The 15,759-nt window shown below is 68.3% G+C and carries 11 protein-coding genes and 1 pseudogene; 6 read left to right on the top strand and 6 right to left on the bottom strand.

Going from position 1 to position 15,759, the window contains the following annotated elements; translation table 11 throughout:
- Window positions 1–428 precede the first annotated feature (428 nt).
- On the top strand, window positions 429–2,165 hold the full coding sequence (locus FOZ70_RS21850; RefSeq protein WP_021157892.1) for a site-specific integrase: 1,737 nt from the start codon (window positions 429–431) through the stop codon (window positions 2,163–2,165).
- A 36-nt stretch (window positions 2,166–2,201) separates the two neighbouring features.
- On the opposite strand, the gene FOZ70_RS21845 is transcribed toward FOZ70_RS21850, so the two are convergent.
- Window positions 2,202–2,918, bottom strand: a complete 717-nt coding sequence (locus tag FOZ70_RS21845) for a DJ-1/PfpI family protein (RefSeq protein WP_021157893.1) — start codon at window positions 2,916–2,918, stop codon at window positions 2,202–2,204.
- 83 nt (window positions 2,919–3,001) lie between these two features.
- Here FOZ70_RS21845 and FOZ70_RS21840 point away from each other — a divergent pair, with 83 nt between their 5' ends.
- The 3 genes from FOZ70_RS21840 (at window position 3,002) to FOZ70_RS21830 (ending at window position 5,510) form a co-directional block, all read left to right on the top strand.
- Window positions 3,002–3,934: a GlxA family transcriptional regulator gene (locus FOZ70_RS21840; protein WP_042973773.1), complete on the top strand. Its 933-nt coding sequence runs from the start codon at window positions 3,002–3,004 to the stop codon at window positions 3,932–3,934.
- A gap of 254 nt (window positions 3,935–4,188) precedes the next feature.
- Entirely contained in the window at window positions 4,189–4,512 is a 324-nt protein-coding gene (locus FOZ70_RS21835) for a TfoX/Sxy family protein (protein WP_059555850.1), read from the top strand.
- Window positions 4,513–4,601: 89 nt separating this feature from the next.
- Window positions 4,602–5,510, top strand: a complete 909-nt coding sequence (locus FOZ70_RS21830; RefSeq protein ID WP_059608614.1) for a hypothetical protein — start codon at window positions 4,602–4,604, stop codon at window positions 5,508–5,510.
- Window positions 5,511–5,540: 30 nt separating this feature from the next.
- On the opposite strand, the gene FOZ70_RS21825 is transcribed toward FOZ70_RS21830, so the two are convergent.
- Both FOZ70_RS21825 and FOZ70_RS21820 read right to left on the bottom strand, forming a co-directional pair.
- Entirely contained in the window at window positions 5,541–6,692 is a 1,152-nt protein-coding gene (locus FOZ70_RS21825; RefSeq protein WP_219706698.1) for a branched-chain amino acid ABC transporter substrate-binding protein, read from the bottom strand.
- Window positions 6,693–6,732: 40 nt separating this feature from the next.
- Entirely contained in the window at window positions 6,733–7,962 is a 1,230-nt protein-coding gene (locus FOZ70_RS21820) for an FAD-dependent oxidoreductase (RefSeq protein WP_219706697.1), read from the bottom strand.
- A gap of 230 nt (window positions 7,963–8,192) precedes the next feature.
- Here FOZ70_RS21820 and FOZ70_RS21815 point away from each other — a divergent pair, with 230 nt between their 5' ends.
- Window positions 8,193–9,605, top strand: coding sequence for a PLP-dependent aminotransferase family protein (locus tag FOZ70_RS21815; RefSeq protein WP_219706696.1), 1,413 nt, complete (start codon window positions 8,193–8,195; stop codon window positions 9,603–9,605).
- A 10-nt stretch (window positions 9,606–9,615) separates the two neighbouring features.
- Here FOZ70_RS21815 and FOZ70_RS21810 read toward each other — a convergent pair whose 3' ends face one another.
- Window positions 9,616–11,793 carry a DUF4132 domain-containing protein gene (locus FOZ70_RS21810; protein WP_219706695.1) on the bottom strand — a complete coding sequence of 726 codons (2,178 nt, stop codon included), beginning with the start codon at window positions 11,791–11,793 and terminating at the stop codon, window positions 9,616–9,618.
- A 553-nt stretch (window positions 11,794–12,346) separates the two neighbouring features.
- Here FOZ70_RS21810 and FOZ70_RS21805 point away from each other — a divergent pair.
- Window positions 12,347–13,771 carry a PLP-dependent aminotransferase family protein gene (locus FOZ70_RS21805; RefSeq protein ID WP_027792441.1) on the top strand — a complete coding sequence of 475 codons (1,425 nt, stop codon included), beginning with the start codon at window positions 12,347–12,349 and terminating at the stop codon, window positions 13,769–13,771.
- Window positions 13,772–13,922: 151 nt separating this feature from the next.
- On the opposite strand, the pseudogene FOZ70_RS38145 reads toward FOZ70_RS21805, so the two are convergent.
- Window positions 13,923–14,268, bottom strand: a pseudogene (locus FOZ70_RS38145) (IS6 family transposase); the annotation flags it as partial.
- Between the two features lie 288 nt (window positions 14,269–14,556).
- Window positions 14,557–15,480 carry a recombination-associated protein RdgC gene (locus FOZ70_RS21795; protein WP_219706693.1) on the bottom strand — a complete coding sequence of 308 codons (924 nt, stop codon included), beginning with the start codon at window positions 15,478–15,480 and terminating at the stop codon, window positions 14,557–14,559.
- Between the last annotated feature and the right edge of the window lie 279 nt (window positions 15,481–15,759).

The following is a 15,759-nucleotide window of genomic DNA, read 5'->3' as shown; positions in this document are numbered from 1 at the left end:
TGAAATCGACATGCGTTGACGCTGTTGCGAAACCGTCGGCGGCCTGCGGCGGATCGTAGGGGCGCTCGGCGCCATTCAGTGCGGAACCCGCGCGCCGCAGCGTCATGCAAGGAAGCGGCGGACGAATGATGCGCGAATGCAGTGCGCAGCATAGCAGGCGTGTACCAAGCGCTCGTTTCCCGTTTGGTTTCGGTGTCGCACGCGGATCGACGATGTCGCGACTCGTATCGGGGCGTGACATGTCGATCCGCACGGCAATCGATTCCACAGCGATGAAACGGGTGAAGCGACCGCAATTCGATCGATCCTCGCATTCGTTCGCGCTACGTGTCACCGCTGCGATCTTCCGGCGCGCTTCGGCGCCCGCCGCCCCCGGAACGCCGTGCGCGACGTATCCGGCCGCGCGCGCTTCTGTCAAACTGGCGCCCATGAAACCGCGCCTCGCCTCACCGCCTTCCTCCGATTCCGCGCCTGCGCCCGCAGGTTATCCCGACGCCGACGAACTGGCCGCGCTGCGCGCATGGTACGCGGGCATGACCGTGCGCCAGGCCGTCGAACGCTACCTGCCCGATCGTCTCGGCGAAGGGCGCTCGGCGCGCGGCGTGATCGGCGGGATTCGCCGCCGCCTCGTGCGCGTCGCACGACAGGCCGGCCGGCCCGATCTCGCGGAGCGTCTCGGTCATCCCGACGGTGAGCGTATTCGGGAGGCGAAGGCGGCCGCCGAAGCGATCGGCCTGCTGCGTCATGCGCGCGCGCCGGTCCCGCAGATCAGCGACGACGTCGGCCTGTGGCTGCCCGCGCGTGCGGTCGCCGCGCTGCGGGCGCACGGGATCGCGACGCTCGCCGATCTCACGGTGCGGATTCCGCGCCGGCGCCAGTGGTGGCGTGCGATCGCGGGCCTCGGCGTGGCCGGTGCGCGGCACATCGAGGCGTTTTTCGCCGCGCATCCGGACCTGACCGAACGGGCGCGCGCGCTGATCGCGGCGACGCCGCGCGGCAGCATCGTGCCGTGGGAGCAGTTGAAGCTGCCGCACGAGGTCGACGGCTCGGCCGGTACGTTCCGCGCGCCGCGCGCGACCAGCACGCTCGATGCGGACAACGATTACGCGGCCGTGCACGCGTGGCTGTCGTTGCACGAATCGGCCGCGACGCGGCGTGCGTACCGGAAGGAGGCCGAGCGGCTGATCCTGTGGGCGATCGTCGAGCGCGGCCGCGCGCTGTCGTCCCTGACGACCGAGGACGCGGTCGCGTATCGCGCATTCGTGCGGCGCCCGAGCCCGCACGAACGCTGGGTCGGGCCCGTGCGGCCGCGCGGCGCGCCCGACTGGCGGCCGTTCTCGGGCGCGCTGTCCGCGCGTTCGGCGGCGTACACGCTGTCGGTGCTCGGCGCGCTGTTTCGCTGGCTGATCGAACAGCGCTACCTGCTGGCGAATCCGTTCGCGGGCGTCAAGGTGCGCGACACGCGCGGCGCGAACGCACTCGACACGTCGCACGCGTTCACCGAAGGCGAATGGCTGCTCGTGCGCACGATCGCCGACGGGCTCGAGTTCCGCACCGGCACGGCGGCCGGTGCGCCGCAGTCGGGCTGGACGCCGGCCGCCGCGCAACGGCTGCGCTTCATTCTCGATTTCGGATATGCGACCGGGCTGCGCGCGAGCGAGCTGGTCGGCGCGACGCTCGGCGGCATCGAGACGGATGCGCACGGCGACGCGTGGCTGAAGGTGGTCGGCAAGGGCGGCAAGGCCGCGCGCGTCGCGCTGCCGCCGCTCGCGCGCACGGCGCTCGACCGTTACCTGGTCGCCCGCCGGCTGCCGGTCACGCCGGTGCGCTGGCGGCCCGATACGCCGCTGATCGCGAGCCTCGCGGAAGACGGCGCGGCCGCGATCACGAGCGTGCGGCTGTGGAAGGTGATGCAGCGTTTCTTCACGCAGACGGCCGATCAGGTCGAGGCCGACAACCCCGCGCTCGCGCAGAAGCTGCGGCAGGCGAGCCCGCACTGGATGCGTCATACGCATGCGACGCATGCGTTGGCGCGCGGCGCGGAGCTGACGACCGTGCGCGACAACCTGCGGCATGCGTCGATCTCGACGACGTCGATCTACCTGCACGGCGACGACGTGAAGCGGGCGCGGCAGATGTCGAGCGCGTTTGCGGCAGACAAGTAACGGCGTCGCGCCGATCCGGCAGGGCCCGCGTGCGCGTCATGCCGGTTGTCGGTTCGCGTCGGGCTGCGCGAGGCGCTGCGCCGCACGCGCCACGACCGCATGACGATCGGGCCGCACGCGCTCGAACAGCGCGGACACCGACGCGAGAATGTCCGGCGCGGCCCGCTCGGGACGTCCGCAGTCGAACGGCGGCTCGGGCGCATATTCGATGCCGAGCTGCACCGCTTGCGCGTAGGCCGGGCCGGCCAGGTCGGCCATCACCGAGAGCGCCATGTCGATGCCGGCGGTGACGCCGCCGCCCGTGACGACCGGGCCGTCGCGCACCACGCGGCCTTCGTCGACGATCGCGCCGAACGGCGGCAGCAGGTCGCGCCACGCCCAGTGGCAGGCGGCCCGCCGGCCTTGCAGCAACCCGGCCGCGCCGAGCACCAGCGACCCGCTGCACACGGAGGTAACATAGCGGGCGCCGAGCGCGAGCCGGCGCACCTCGCGGACGAATGCAGCGTCGGCGATCGCATCGATCACGCCGAGCCCGCCCGGCACGCAGACGAGATCGGCATGCGCGATGTCGGCGAGCCGCTCGACCTCGGCAACGGTCAGGCCGCTGTCCGCGCGAATCGATCCGCCGCGCACCGAGGCGCGCCGGATCCGCGCGCCCGGCAGACGCCAGAACACTTCGTCCGGCCCGGTGAAATCGAGCTGCGTGACATGATCGAACAATGCGAATACGACGATGAACGGCGTGGTGGCCATCACGATCTCCCCAGGTATGAGCGGCGTGTAGCATCGCGCCGCGCGCTGTCCGTCGCAATGTCATTTCTCCCGCACTTTCTGCCATGACCCATCGCGTCGCCATGCTCGTATATCCCGGTTTCCAGGTGCTGGATGCCGCCGGGCCCGTTTCCGCGTTCGAGATGGCCGACTACGCGCGCACGCCGTATTACGCGGTTCGCATCGTCGCGGCGCAGCCGGGGCTGGTGCGCAGTTCGTCGGGCGTGAGCTGGCACGCCGAACCGCTGCCGGATGCGGCGGATCTCGATACGCTGCTGGTCGCGGGCGGCGACGGCGTCGATGCCGCGATGGCCGACGCGGCGACGTGCGCGTTCGTCCGGCGCTGCGCGGCGCGCGGCATCCGGGTGGCGAGTGTCTGCTCGGGCAGCCTGCTGCTGGCCGCCGCCGGTGTGCTGGACGGCCGGCTGGCGACCACGCACTGGGGCTGCGGCGAGCGGTTTGCGCGGGCGTTTCCGCAGGTGCGGCTCGCGCTCGATCGCATCTACGTGAACGACGGGCCGTTCTGGACGAGTGCCGGCATCACGGCCGGCATCGACCTGACGCTCGCGTTGATCGGCGAGGATCGCGGCGAGCGGCTCGCGCGCGCCGTCGCGAAACGGCTGGTCGTGTACTACCGGCGCCCCGGCGGACAGTCGCAGTTCTCGGCGCTGATCGAACTCGACAGCGCGCAAGGGCGCTTCAAGCCGTTGCTCGACCACATTCGCCGCAATCTCGGCGCGCGCCTGCGCGTGAGCGACCTGGCCGAGCAGGCGTGCATGAGCCCGCGTCAGTTCGCGCGGGCGTTCCAGACGGAAACCGGCCTCACGCCTGCCAAGGCCGTCGAGAAACTGCGCGTGGAAGCCGCTCGCGCGGCGCTCGAAAGCGGGGCGGCGTCGCTGCAGCGCGTGGCGAACGAGTGCGGTTTCGGCGATACCGAAAACATGCGGCGCAGCTTTCATCGCTGGCTGGGCGTCGCGCCGTCGGCACTGCGTTCGTAGGCGGGCGTTGTCGCATTGTTACGTCGTCGATCGCGGTCGTCTCGCTCGGCCGCGCGCCGTCATGTGACTGTCGCGACACGGAACGACACGGCATGGCACGCAGCGTGTTGCGGGACGGGAATGCCTGCACGTTCCTGAATGCACCCGAATGCGCGTTCCGCCGGCGAATGGATGACGCACCGCAGCGCATCCGCCGATCAGGTGGAACGGTCGGGCACACGCTGCGGTCATACACCTTTTTGCAAGGAGCAGGGATGGCATCGAGCCAGGGCACAGTCGATTTCATCGTCGAGCAGATGGCGGCGGCCGGCACGATATCGGCGCGCAAGATGTTCGGCGAGTACGGTATCTATTGCGACGGCAAGATGGCGGCGCTCGTCTGCGACGATCGGCTGTTCGTCAAGCCGACGCCCGAAGGCCGTGCGTTTCTCGGCGCGTGCGAGGAAGGCTCGCCGTATCCGGGCGCGAAGCCGCACCTCGTCATCTCGGGCGAGCGCTGGGACGATCGTGAATGGCTGTCGGCGCTGATCCGGATCACCGCCGCGCAGTTGCCGGTGCCGGTGAAGCGGCGTCGATAGCGGCCTTTTCGCATGCAATGTTGCGCTGCGGCCAGGCGTATTCTGTGACACAGGTGCGCGACCCTCGCGCGCCAGGCGGGAGCACAAGAATGAAGACATCCGGACATCCGCGCGGCACGTGGCTGGCTCGCTTCGCCCGGTACGCGCTCGTCGCGGCCCTGTGTACGGGCTGGAGCGCGCTGTCGTTCGGCGCGGACGATGCGGCGGCGCTGCTCGACCGTTACCGCAGCCTCGGCGCGCAACTGAAGGACAATGCGTTTCACCGGCCGCTGGTGCTCGAATCGGCGGAAGCATCGTCGTCGCTGAAGGGCGACATCTACGCGGTGGTCGACTATCCGTTCGCGGTCGTGAGCGGGCAGCTCGACGATCCCGCGCAGGGCCCCGCGAACTGGTGCGCGGTGCTGATCCTGCACCTGAACACGAAGTACTGTCATGCATCGGTCGGCGGCAACGGCCCGGTGCTCGACGTGAACCTCGGCCGCAAGATCCAGCAGAAGCTGTCCGACACCTATCGCGTGCAGTTCCGCTATCGCGTGGCGGCCGCATCGCCCGACTATTTCCAGGTCGACCTGACCGCCGACAGCGGCCCGATGGGCACGAAGGATTACCGGATCGCGCTGGAGGCCGTGCCGGTCGGCGCGTCGCGCACGTTCCTGCATCTCACGTATTCGTATGGTTTCGGCACGGTCGGCCGCATGGCGATGAAGACCTACCTGGCGACCGTCGGCAGCGACAAGGTTGGCTTCACGAACGTCGGCGGATCGGCCGCGCAGCCGCAGTACGTCGGCGGCGTGCGCGGGCTGCTGGAGCGCAACACGATGCGCTACTACCTCGCGATCGATGCGTATCTCGCGACGCTCGACAAGCCGCTCGACCAGCGCCTCGCGCGCTGGTTCGACGCGACCGAGCAGTATCCGCAGCAGCTGCACGAGGTCGAGCGCGGCGCGTATCTGCAGATGAAAGCGCAGGAGGTGCAGCGGCAGCAGGCGGCGCGATGACGGTGTGGCTCCCGGTCGCGCCGCCGCGCGTCAGTTCGACGCGCCGCCGACCGTGCGGATGCTGTGCCACTGCCCCTGTTCGACGCGGAACAGCGTGTACGGCGGCTTGATCAGGTCGCCGCGCTCGTCGAACGAGATCTTTCCGGTCACGCCGGTGACCGACACGCCGGGCAGGCTCGCGACGATCTTGCCGCGATCGAGCGAATCGGCCTTGCGTACCGCCGCGATCATCGCGAGCGCCGCGTCGTACGAGAACGGCGCATAGAGCTCCACATCCTGGTTGAAGCGTGCCTTGTAGCGCTGCGCGAACGCGACGGCGGAAGGCAGCTTGTCGAGCGCCGGCCCCGGTTCGAGATCCTGCGTGCCTTCGCCCGAGGTGCCGGCGATCTTCAGGAATGCATTGCTTTTCAATGCACCGGCGCCGAACAGCTGCGCGCGGATGCCGAGCGAGCGCATCTGCTTGACGAGCATCGCGCCCTGTTCGTCGAGGCCGCCGAAGAACAGCAGGTCGACGTTGTTGCTCTTCATCGTCGTCAGGATCGCGCGGAAATCGACGGCCTTGTCGTTCGTGTATTCGCGCGACACGATGCTGCCGTGCGCGTCCTTCACGCCCTTCTCGAACGCATCGGCGAGACCCTGGCCGAACGCGGTGCGATCGTCGATGATGCCGATCCGTTTCGCCTTCAGCTGCTCGACCGCGAAACGGCCGGCCACCACGCCGCCGACGCCATCGTGCCCCATCGTGCGGAACACGTTCTTGAAACCTTGCATCGTCAGTTGCGGATTGGTCGAGCCGGGCGTGATCATCGCGACGTTCGCCTGCTTGTAGACGGCCGACGCGGGAATGCTGCAGCCCGAGTTGTAGTGGCCGATCACGCCGACCACGCCGTCGTCGACGAGCTTCTGCGCGACCTGGATCGCGATGCGCGGATCGGCCTGGTCGTCCTGTACGTCGAGCACGAAGCGCACGGGCTTGCCGCCCACGGTCGGATGTTTCGCGTTCTCTTCGTCGAGCGCGAGTTGCGCGCCGTATTGCAGATCCTTGCCGACGCGCGCGACGGGCCCCGTCAGCGGGCCGGCGAAGCCGATCTTGACGGTATCGGGGTCCGCGGCCTGCGCGGATGCGCCGACCGTGACGATCGAGCAGACGGCCAGCCAAACCAGCCAGTTACGACGATTCATGATGGATGCCTCCTTGCAGTGGTGAAAATCGCGGCGCGCGTCAGAATCGCGCGGCCCGGTACGGTGCGAGGTCCAGCGACGGTGCGCGCTGGGCGACGAGGTCGGCGACGATTTGCCCGGTGATGCCGGCGAGCGTCACGCCGAGATGCTGATGGCCGAATGCGTGGATCACGCGCGCGCTGCGCCGCGCGCGGCCGATCACGGGCACGCCGTCCGGCAGCGTCGGCCGGAAGCCGAGCCAGCTGCGCGTCGGTGCGCCGAGCGACGGCACGGCTTCGCGCGCGGAACGCGTGAGCAGCGCGACGAGCGACGGATTCATCGGCGCGTCGAAGCCGCCGAGTTCGACGGTGCCGGCCGCGCGCAGCCCTTCGTCGAGCGGTGTCATGTAGAAGCCGCGCTCGGCCCAGCCGACCGGCCGCGAGACGATCGGCTCGTGCGCGCCGAACTGTACGTGATAGCCGCGCTCGGTATCGAGCGGCACCGTGTCGCCGCACGCGGCCGCGAGTGCGCGCGAGCGGGCGCCGGCGGCAATGACGACGTGATCGAAGGTGCGCACGGCGCCGCCCGCATGCACTGTCACGCTGTCGCCGGCGGGCTCGATCCGTTCGACGCGCGTGCGTTCGAGCGCGGCGCCGCCGGTGGCGAGGTGCGCGAACAGGGCGCCGAGGAATCCGCATGGATCGGAGAAGTGCCAGCTTCCGACGAACAGTACGCCGCGCGTGAAGATCGGCGCGAGTGCGGGCTCGAGCCGGCGGATTGCGCTCGCGTCGAGCGTCTCGAACGGCACGCCGAGCCGGCGCCGCAGCGCGAGTGACGGCTGCGCGGCGTCGAACGACGCCTGCCGCGCATACAGGTACAGGCATTCGCGCGGCCGCACGAACGCGGCGAGCCGCGACGGTGCAAGCAGCGGCGTATAACCGTCGGCGGCGCGCGACAGCAGCGCGGCCAGCGCGGTCGCGCTGTGTGCGTGGCGCGCGGGCGTCGATGCGAGCAGGAACCGCACGAGCCACGGCGCGCCGTGCAGCAGGTACGGCCAGCGGATGCGCAGCGGGCTGTCGGCGGCGAACAGGAAGTGCGGCATGTCGCGGAACACCGACGGGCCGTTCACCGGCACGCAGCCGTACGGCGCGAACGTCGCTGCATTGCCGAACGACGCGCCCTGGCCGATGCCGGCCGGGTCGAACAGCGTCACGCGATGCCCGTCGCGCTGCAGCCATGCAGCCGCGCCGAGCCCGATGAAGCCTGCACCCACGATGGCGACATTCGCCATGACGCGTTCCCTCGGTCCACATGATTCACACAAAGTTGCGATCAAGAATCACACAGTAATTTTTTGTGTGCAATCAAAATGAGATTGTGTGGCGCTAGTGTTTACCCGATTCCAACTGACTGATTCGACAGACTTTTCAACTGACGTTTGACGGGGAGGGGATGTCGGATACAATCGCTGGGCAGGTCAAAATGGCAGACAAACGCTTTTTGTGTGGTCACGGGCGACAAATGGCATCAGACAAACTTTCCGGCGAGCGCGACGGCGGCGCGCCGGCGCAGGCGAAGCGGCCGACCTACGTCGAGGTATCGAGCTCGATCGAGGAGGAAATTCGCAGCGGGATGTATCCGCCGGGCAGCCGCCTGCCGCCGCAGCGCCAGCTCGCGACCGAGCTCGGCATCAACGTGTCGACCGTGTCCCGGGCGTACAAGGAATTGCAGCTGCGCGGCCTCGTGATCGGCAGCAAACGGCGCGGCTCGCTCGTCACTGGCGGCGCGATGCCGAGCATCGAGCCGGCCCGCGCGTCGCTCGCGGCGGGCAACGGCGTGATCGATCTGACGGTGAACCGCCCGGCCACCGGCGAGTTTCTCGCGAGCCTCGCGCAGACGTTCGGCACGCTGCCGAACGACCCGCGTTTCGCCGCCCTCCAGGAATACCAGCCGCCGCAGGGCCCCGACTGGGCGCGCGCCGCCGGCGCGCAGTGGCTCGCCGCGCCGGGCTTCGCGCCGTCGCGCGACCAGGTGGTCGTCACGAGCGGCGCGCAGCACGGGCTGTACGCGGTACTGAACAGCCTGATCGGCACCGACGGCGTGATCGTGGCCGACCGCCTCACGTATTACGGGCTCAAGGCGCTCGCGCCGGTATTCCAGTTCGAGATCGTCAGCGCGCCGGCCGACGACGACGGCCTGCTGCCCGACGAGATCAAGCGGATCTGCCAGCGCATGCCGGTCAAGGCGATCTTCGTCGTGCCGAACCTGCAGAACCCGACCGTGACGACGATGAGCCTCGCGCGCCGGATGGCGCTCGTCGACATCGCGCGCCGCCATCACGTGACGATCATCGAGGACGACGTATACGGCCCGCTCGTGCGCGACCGGCTGCCGGCGATCGCGGGGCTGTGCCCCGAGCTGACGTTTCATATCGGCGCGACGTCGAAGATCCTCGCGCCGGGGCTGCGCCTCGGCTACCTGAGCTGCCCGCGCGACAGCGTCGCACTGTGCGCGGAGGCGGTGCGCACGACCGCGTGGATGCCGGCCCCCACGTCGATGCTGATCGCGACCGTGTGGATCGAGGACGGCACCGCCGAGCGGATCATGGGCGCACAACTCGCGGAGATCCGCGCGCGCGTCGATCTCGCGCGGGAGCTGTTGCCGGCCGGGCAGCTGAAATCCGACCCGGCGTGCATGTTCGTGTGGTTGCGCCTGCCGCCGCCGTGGCGCGCCGACGACTTCGCCGCGAACGCGAAGGCGCGCGGCGTGATCGTAATGCCGTCGTCGACGTTCGCGGTCGATCGCGCGGAGATCGAGCACGGCGTGCGCATCAACCTCGCGTGCCCGGCCTCGCGCGACGAACTCGTCAACGGGCTGCGGATTCTCGCCGGCACGCTGAAGGACCGGCCGCGCGCGCTGTTCGGTTCGATCTGACGGCGTCCGCTCAATCGAGCAACCCCGCGACGACGCCGACGATCCGCTGCAGCAGCGCTTCGTCGTAAGGCAGCCACGGCACCGCGCGCAGCGGCGATGGCGGCGGCTCGATCGCGGCATCGACGGGTTCGCCGTCGCGCATCACACGCCCGGTCGCGCAATGCACCGACCACGCGCCGACGCGCACATGCCGTTCATCGATCGTCATCTTCCCTTGCGCCACCGGCCCGGCGAATACGAGCGACAGCACGTGCCGGCGATGCCGCGCCATCGTGCCCAGCGGCACGTCCGACAACCGGTTCAGGCGCTGCCAGCGTTGTGCTTCGCGCTCGCGCTGGCGCACCGGGTCGGCCGTGAGCGCGGCTGTCGCCGCGCGGGTTGCGTCGTCGTCGAGCGCGAACGCGGCGACGCTGACGAGCAGATCGACCGCGCGCGCCACTTCCGAGAACACCACACGATCGATTTCGCCGATCGGCAGCGGTATCCAGTGCCGGTCGTGCCGGCGTTCGAAGTGCAGCCGGCGCGACGTGCCGTGGCTTTCCGAGCCCGGATAGAGCCGCGCATCGACGAAGAAGGTCGCGCGCACGTCGCCGAATTCTCGGACGAGCCCGTCGTCGTACGCGCGGATCGACCAGCCTTCGCGACGCGCGACGCCGATCAACTGCCGGCTCGACAGCACGTGGCCTTCGAACATCGCGGAATCGCTGGCGGACGCGTCGCCGTCGGCCGGTACGTAGTATTCGCGGAAGGCCTGCCTGACCGGCTGCCGCAGCGTGCGGCCGACGATCGCGCGTTGCCACGCGAGCCGCTCGTCCGCATCGGCCAGCAGCGGGTGCCATAACCGGATGTCGCTGTCGCCGGCGATGTCGATCGCGTGCCCGGCCGCGTCGCGCAGCACGACCTTGCCCTTTGCGATCTCGGGCATGAACGACTGCGTCGTCCCATCGCGGCCGCGCGCGTGCCAGATCGTGCGTGCCGCGAACGCGGCGCCGGCCGGCGCATCGACGAGGCGTTCGCGCCATTCGGCGTGGCCGAGCGTCATCGACTGCCAGAAGCCGGCTTCCATGCAGGTCGCGAGCATCGCGAGCTGCTTCTTGTCGGGCTTCGCGTCGAGCGTCATGCGCAGCGCGGTGTGCGGCCGCTCGCCGAGCGCGCGTTCGGCCGGCTTCAGGTTGCGTGCCAGCTTCTTCTGCACGCCCGCGTGACGCACGATGGCGAGTGCATCGCGCAGCGCGCGCACGCCCTCGGGGGTCGGGATCGTCTCGACCGCGTGGCCGAGCGCGATCGCGAGCGACTGGGACGGCGCGGTCTTCGCGGCCGTCGGCGCGACGCACACGCCGGTCAGCAGCGGCCCGATCAGCGGGCGCAGCCATGCTTCGTCGCGATAGGCGGCCACGCGGGCGGCCCGGGCGACGACCTGCGCGTCGTCGGTCGTGAATGCACGATCGGCCTCGTATGGGACGGCGCCCGCATGGAGCGCCGCCAGTCGTTGCGCGGCTTCCGTCAGCGCATCGCGCGCGAACGCGACATACGCGGCGTCTTCCGCGAGCGTGACGGCCGGATCGCTCAAGTCGAGCCACAACCGCCTCGGCGCGAAATAACCGTTGTTCGTCGCGGCCAGCGCGAGCAGCCCGGCCAGCCCGAGTTCGGGCAGCACGTCGAGTTCGCGCACGCGAAACGGCGAATCCGCCAGCGCCTGCGCATACGCGTCGCGTCTCGCCGAGAAGTCGCGGCGGCCGGCGAACCGGTCGAGCGTATACACACCATACGTGCTGGACGCGGTGCGCTCGTCGCCTTCCTCCGGCTCGCCCGCGATGCGCGCGAGTTCGGCCTGCAGCGCGGGCGACGGCAGCGCGTCGAGGCAGGGCAATTCCTCCAGTGCACGTTTCCAGCCGCCGGCCGGGATGTCGCGGAACAGTTCGAGCGCGGCATCGGCGTCGACGAGCGGCACGAGTCCGAGCGCATCGATTTGCCGGTGCAGCCAGCGCGCGAAATCGGCGCGCGGATCCTCGAATGCCTGGTCGTGCACCATGATCTCGTACTCGACACGGCGCAGGGCCGGCCAGACCGCGCCGAGCGCGTGCGCGTCGAGTGTCGACAGGTCGATCGGCGCGCCGGTGAAGCGCTGATGGTCGGCACGGCTGGTCAGCCGCGCGACGAGCTGGTCGACGAGGGCGCGATCAGTCATCCGTGGGCCTCGGTGCCGGCCGTGTCGTTCCTGCGCCATTTCTGTACGTTCCGGGCGTCGCGGATCACGCCGCCGAGGTCGGATGCCTGTTCGATCGTGTACTGCATGGTCTGACTCCGGGAATGAAAACCGAGCGGACGCACAGTATTGCACCCCAATTGATGCAGCCGGGCGGAAGGCCGTGCGGCGGGCGTTCCGGGCCGATCCGGCCACGCTGTGCGCCGCTTGCGGCGGCCCGGCCGTTTCATAAGACGTACAGTTCGCCCACGATGCGCGATTCGCGCCGAACTGTACTCTTGTTCGCGCGAACGATGTGTGTACTCGTCGCCAACTGTTCTGCTCTTAAGATTCCACCATCAAGGGCACAGTGCCGCAGATCCAGTCGTACCGGAACCCTGCTGGCGCATCTTCAAGAGCGAGCCAGTGCGATGGAAAAGGCAAAACCGGAGGGAAAGATCAGGAATCACGATGGCCCGGCCGACGGGCGGAACCCGTGCGTATCGGATGAGCGCAGCGGGGCGGGGCGGCTGCGCAGGCCGGCGGGAGGCACCCGATGAAACTCTATGAAAAGCTCGCGGACGACATCGAGCGCCTGATCCGCCAGGGCGTGTATCGGCACGGCGACCGGATTCCGTCGGTGCGGCAGGCGAGCCAGCAGCACCGGATCAGCATCACGACCGTGCTGCACGCGTATCTGCTGCTGGAAAGCCGCGGGCTGCTCGAAAGCCGCCCGCAGTCCGGCTATTTCGTGAACCTGCGGCGCGACGACGGCCATGCACCGGTGCGCGAGTTGCGGCCGTCGAAGCCGATCGCGATCTCGTCGTCGGTCGACGTGAGCCGGCTCGTGCTGTCGACGCTGCGTTCGATCGGCACCGACGACGCCGTGCCGCTCGGCTCGCCGTACCCGGACCCGAGCCTGTTCCCGTTCGAGAAGCTGAACCGCTATGCGTACGCGGCCGGCCGCGACAAGTCGCTGTGGGGCGTGACGGACGGATTGCCGCCCGGGCATCCGCGGCTGATCCGTCAGATCGCACGGCGCTACCTGGAAAACGGGATGTCGGTGGACCCGAACGAGATCATCGTGACGGTCGGTGCGACCGAGGCGATCAACCTGTGCCTGCAGGCGGTGGCGAAGCCGGGCGACACGATCGCGGTGGAATCGCCGACGTTCTACGCGATGCTGCATGCGATCGAGCGGATGGGGATGAAGGCGATCGAGGTGGCCACGCATCCGGAATACGGGATCGACATCGCGGCGCTGGCCGCGATCGCGAAGTCGCAACCGATCGCCGCGTGCATGGTGATGCCGAACTTCCAGAACCCGCTCGGCTTCCAGATGCCCGACGAACGCAAGCGCGAACTGGTCGAGTTCGCGACGAAGGCCGGAATGCCGCTGATCGAGAATGGTGTGTATAACGAACTGTATTTCGGCGATGCGCATCCGAGTTCGTTGAAGTCGTATGACCGCAACGGGATCGTGCTGCATTGCTCGTCGTTCTCGAAGAGCCTGACGGCCGCGTACCGGATCGGCTGGGCGCTGCCGGGCCGTTATCGCGATCAGGTCGAGAAGCTGAAATTCCTGAACACGCTTGCGACGCCGTCGTTGCCGCAACTCGCGATCGCGGAGTTTCTCGAACGCGACGGTTACGAGCATCACCTGCGGCGCTTGCGCAAGGCGTATGCGCAGCAGGCGAACCTGATGCGGGCGATGGTGTCGCGGTTTTTCCCGGAAGGCACGCGCATATCGAGCCCGGCGGGGGGGTACGTGCTTTGGGTCGAGTTGCCCGCGCAGGTCGATGCGATGCGGCTGTACCAGCTCGCGTTGGAGCAGGGCATCACGATCGGGCCCGGCTACATGTTCTCGATCACGGACAACTACCGGAACTTCATCCGGCTGAACTACAGCAGCCCGTGGTCGCCGGAGATCGAGCAGGCGGTGATTGCGGTGGGGAAGCTCGCGTCGGCTTGCATGAAGTGACGGGTGCGTGTTGTTGCTCGAGGACGCATGACGAAGCCGGCTTGGGGCCGGCTTTGTTTTTGGTTTGACGGGGGAGTGCGATGAGCTTTGCCACGTTGGCGTTGGCAGGACAACACCACACTGTTGAAGCTGCCATGCAGGCGTCGCCGTACGGATTCGGGGTAATGCCGGTGAAAGGGCGGCGGGTTTCGAATCGCGTCGCGAAGTTGCTTGCGGTGGCGTGAAGCCCGCAGCAAATGACGACTGAACGCGATGTGTTGGCGAATCGGAGCGAAGCACGGCAGGAATGCCTGCGTCCGCCCCGGCAGTCGAAAGCCGCGCATGCGTCGCTTGAGTTCGCGCTTGGGCTGATGACTGTTCTCGGCGCGGCTGCTCATGCGCGCAGCCGTTCTGACGAAAACATGCTCACTCTTGCGAGCTCCGGATCGGTGACGATCTTGTCCGGTGCGGAGCACTCGCTGGAAGAAGCATTGGGCCACGGCCCTGTCACACCGCTTCGCGTCGAGCGTTGCCTCGCTTTGCTCTTCCTGTCTGTTGCCGAATCTGCTCGCGAATCGTGGAGAACTCGCGTCAGCGACTCTTGTCGCAAGCCGGCGATAGATGTTGCTTCGGTCTCTTGATGAATGTCGGAAGTCGAACCGGAAACGGTCGTCGTTGACGACTGATCCCGACGATCGTCATTGAGGTGCGACCCGTCGCCGGTGCGGCGACAGGTCTCCTCGAAACATCGCGTCAGCGCGCAGCCTCGTTGTCACCGAGCCATGATCCGCGACAACCGACGGCGTTCAGGCGGCGGCCTTTTGAATCGAGTCGTGCTGCTGCTCACCCCCGAGGCTGTCGACGAGATCGGCGAGCATCCGCGCCAATTCACCCGTCATCAGCGTGACGTCCGAATCGAAGCGTTCGTCGTCGTTCTGCGCGGTGGGATCCGCCGCCTCCTTGATCACGTCGAGCGGCGTCACGCGCTTGATCGTCAGCGACGGCGTCAGCACGAACGAGATCCGGTCGTTCCAGGTCATCGCGAGGCGCATGCATTGCTTGCCGGCCTCGATGTGCCGGCGCATGTCGCTCGCTTCCAGCGCGTGGCCGACGTATCGCACCGTGGCGCCGCCTTCGCCGCTCGAACGCAACTCGGCGTCCTGGTCCACGGTGAATCCGCCCGGCGCTTCGCCGGACAGCAGCCAGTCCGTCATCGCGGCAACCGGAGAATGCGCCACTTGAACGCCGGCGAGCGGCAACTGGTCGATCGATTTGACGAGCAGGCCGCGGATCTCGTCGGCGAGCGCCTGTGAAGCCGCATCGATGACGAGCCAGCCGTTCACCGTATCGATCCACACGCGAGTATCGCGGCGAATGCTGAACGCGCGCGGCAGCAGTTCGTCGGTGACCTGCTCCTTGAGTTCGCGCAGCTGCTTTCGTCCGACCTTGAAGCCCTGTTGCTCCTCGACCTCGAGCGCCCGGGCCTTGGTCACCTGATTGATGACCGACGCCGGGAGCAGCTTCTTTTCCGAACGAAACACCAGCAGCATCTGCCGGTTGTTCGAATACACAAGCGCGCCGTCGTCACGCGGCGACGCCCATCCGAAGCGCTGCATCTCGATGCTGTTGCACGGCTGAAACGCGTAGGGCGCCAGCCAGGCTTCCATCTGGTCGGGGGTCACGGCCAAGGGGGCCGGAAGACGATGAAGCTGAAGATTCTTGAACCACATGGGCGTACGGGCAAAGCGCATCATTCTATATGATGACGGGGACGTTCGGCGGCCAGGCAGGGCATCAAACGTCGATACACCGGCTGAACGATTCCATCGCGCTGTCGCATGGACCGGCTGAATTTACCGTTGACGCCGGACGGCGACTTCGCGCGAAAGCCCGACGCCCGACGCCCGTCATGGACAGGATCGCACCGACAGACGCGAGCGTCGAATGCCGGCCGCGGTCGAAGCAGCGGCCCTCCGGTCGTGGAGTAGTATTCCCCCCATGTCCGGGTT

The organism is Burkholderia sp. COPS, assembly GCF_019425585.1.
GTDB lineage: Bacteria > Pseudomonadota > Gammaproteobacteria > Burkholderiales > Burkholderiaceae > Burkholderia > Burkholderia cepacia.
The sequence above is the reverse complement of the archived record's forward strand: the minus strand, read 5'-3'. Positions and strand labels throughout refer to the sequence as shown.

Bases quoted from the DNA above. Each gene is read 5' to 3' on its own strand.
- FOZ70_RS21850 (WP_021157892.1), top strand. From the start codon at position 429: ATGAAACCGCGCCTCGCCTCACCGCCTTCCTCCGATTCCGCGCCTGCG.
- FOZ70_RS21845 (WP_021157893.1), bottom strand. From the start codon at position 2,918: ATGGCCACCACGCCGTTCATCGTCGTATTCGCATTGTTCGATCATGTC.
- FOZ70_RS21840 (WP_042973773.1), top strand. From the start codon at position 3,002: ATGACCCATCGCGTCGCCATGCTCGTATATCCCGGTTTCCAGGTGCTG.
- FOZ70_RS21835 (WP_059555850.1), top strand. From the start codon at position 4,189: ATGGCATCGAGCCAGGGCACAGTCGATTTCATCGTCGAGCAGATGGCG.
- FOZ70_RS21830 (WP_059608614.1), top strand. From the start codon at position 4,602: ATGAAGACATCCGGACATCCGCGCGGCACGTGGCTGGCTCGCTTCGCC.
- FOZ70_RS21825 (WP_219706698.1), bottom strand. From the start codon at position 6,692: ATGAATCGTCGTAACTGGCTGGTTTGGCTGGCCGTCTGCTCGATCGTC.
- FOZ70_RS21820 (WP_219706697.1), bottom strand. From the start codon at position 7,962: ATGGCGAATGTCGCCATCGTGGGTGCAGGCTTCATCGGGCTCGGCGCG.
- FOZ70_RS21815 (WP_219706696.1), top strand. From the start codon at position 8,193: ATGGCATCAGACAAACTTTCCGGCGAGCGCGACGGCGGCGCGCCGGCG.
- FOZ70_RS21810 (WP_219706695.1), bottom strand. From the start codon at position 11,793: ATGACTGATCGCGCCCTCGTCGACCAGCTCGTCGCGCGGCTGACCAGC.
- FOZ70_RS21805 (WP_027792441.1), top strand. From the start codon at position 12,347: ATGAAACTCTATGAAAAGCTCGCGGACGACATCGAGCGCCTGATCCGC.
- FOZ70_RS21795 (WP_219706693.1), bottom strand. From the start codon at position 15,480: ATGTGGTTCAAGAATCTTCAGCTTCATCGTCTTCCGGCCCCCTTGGCC.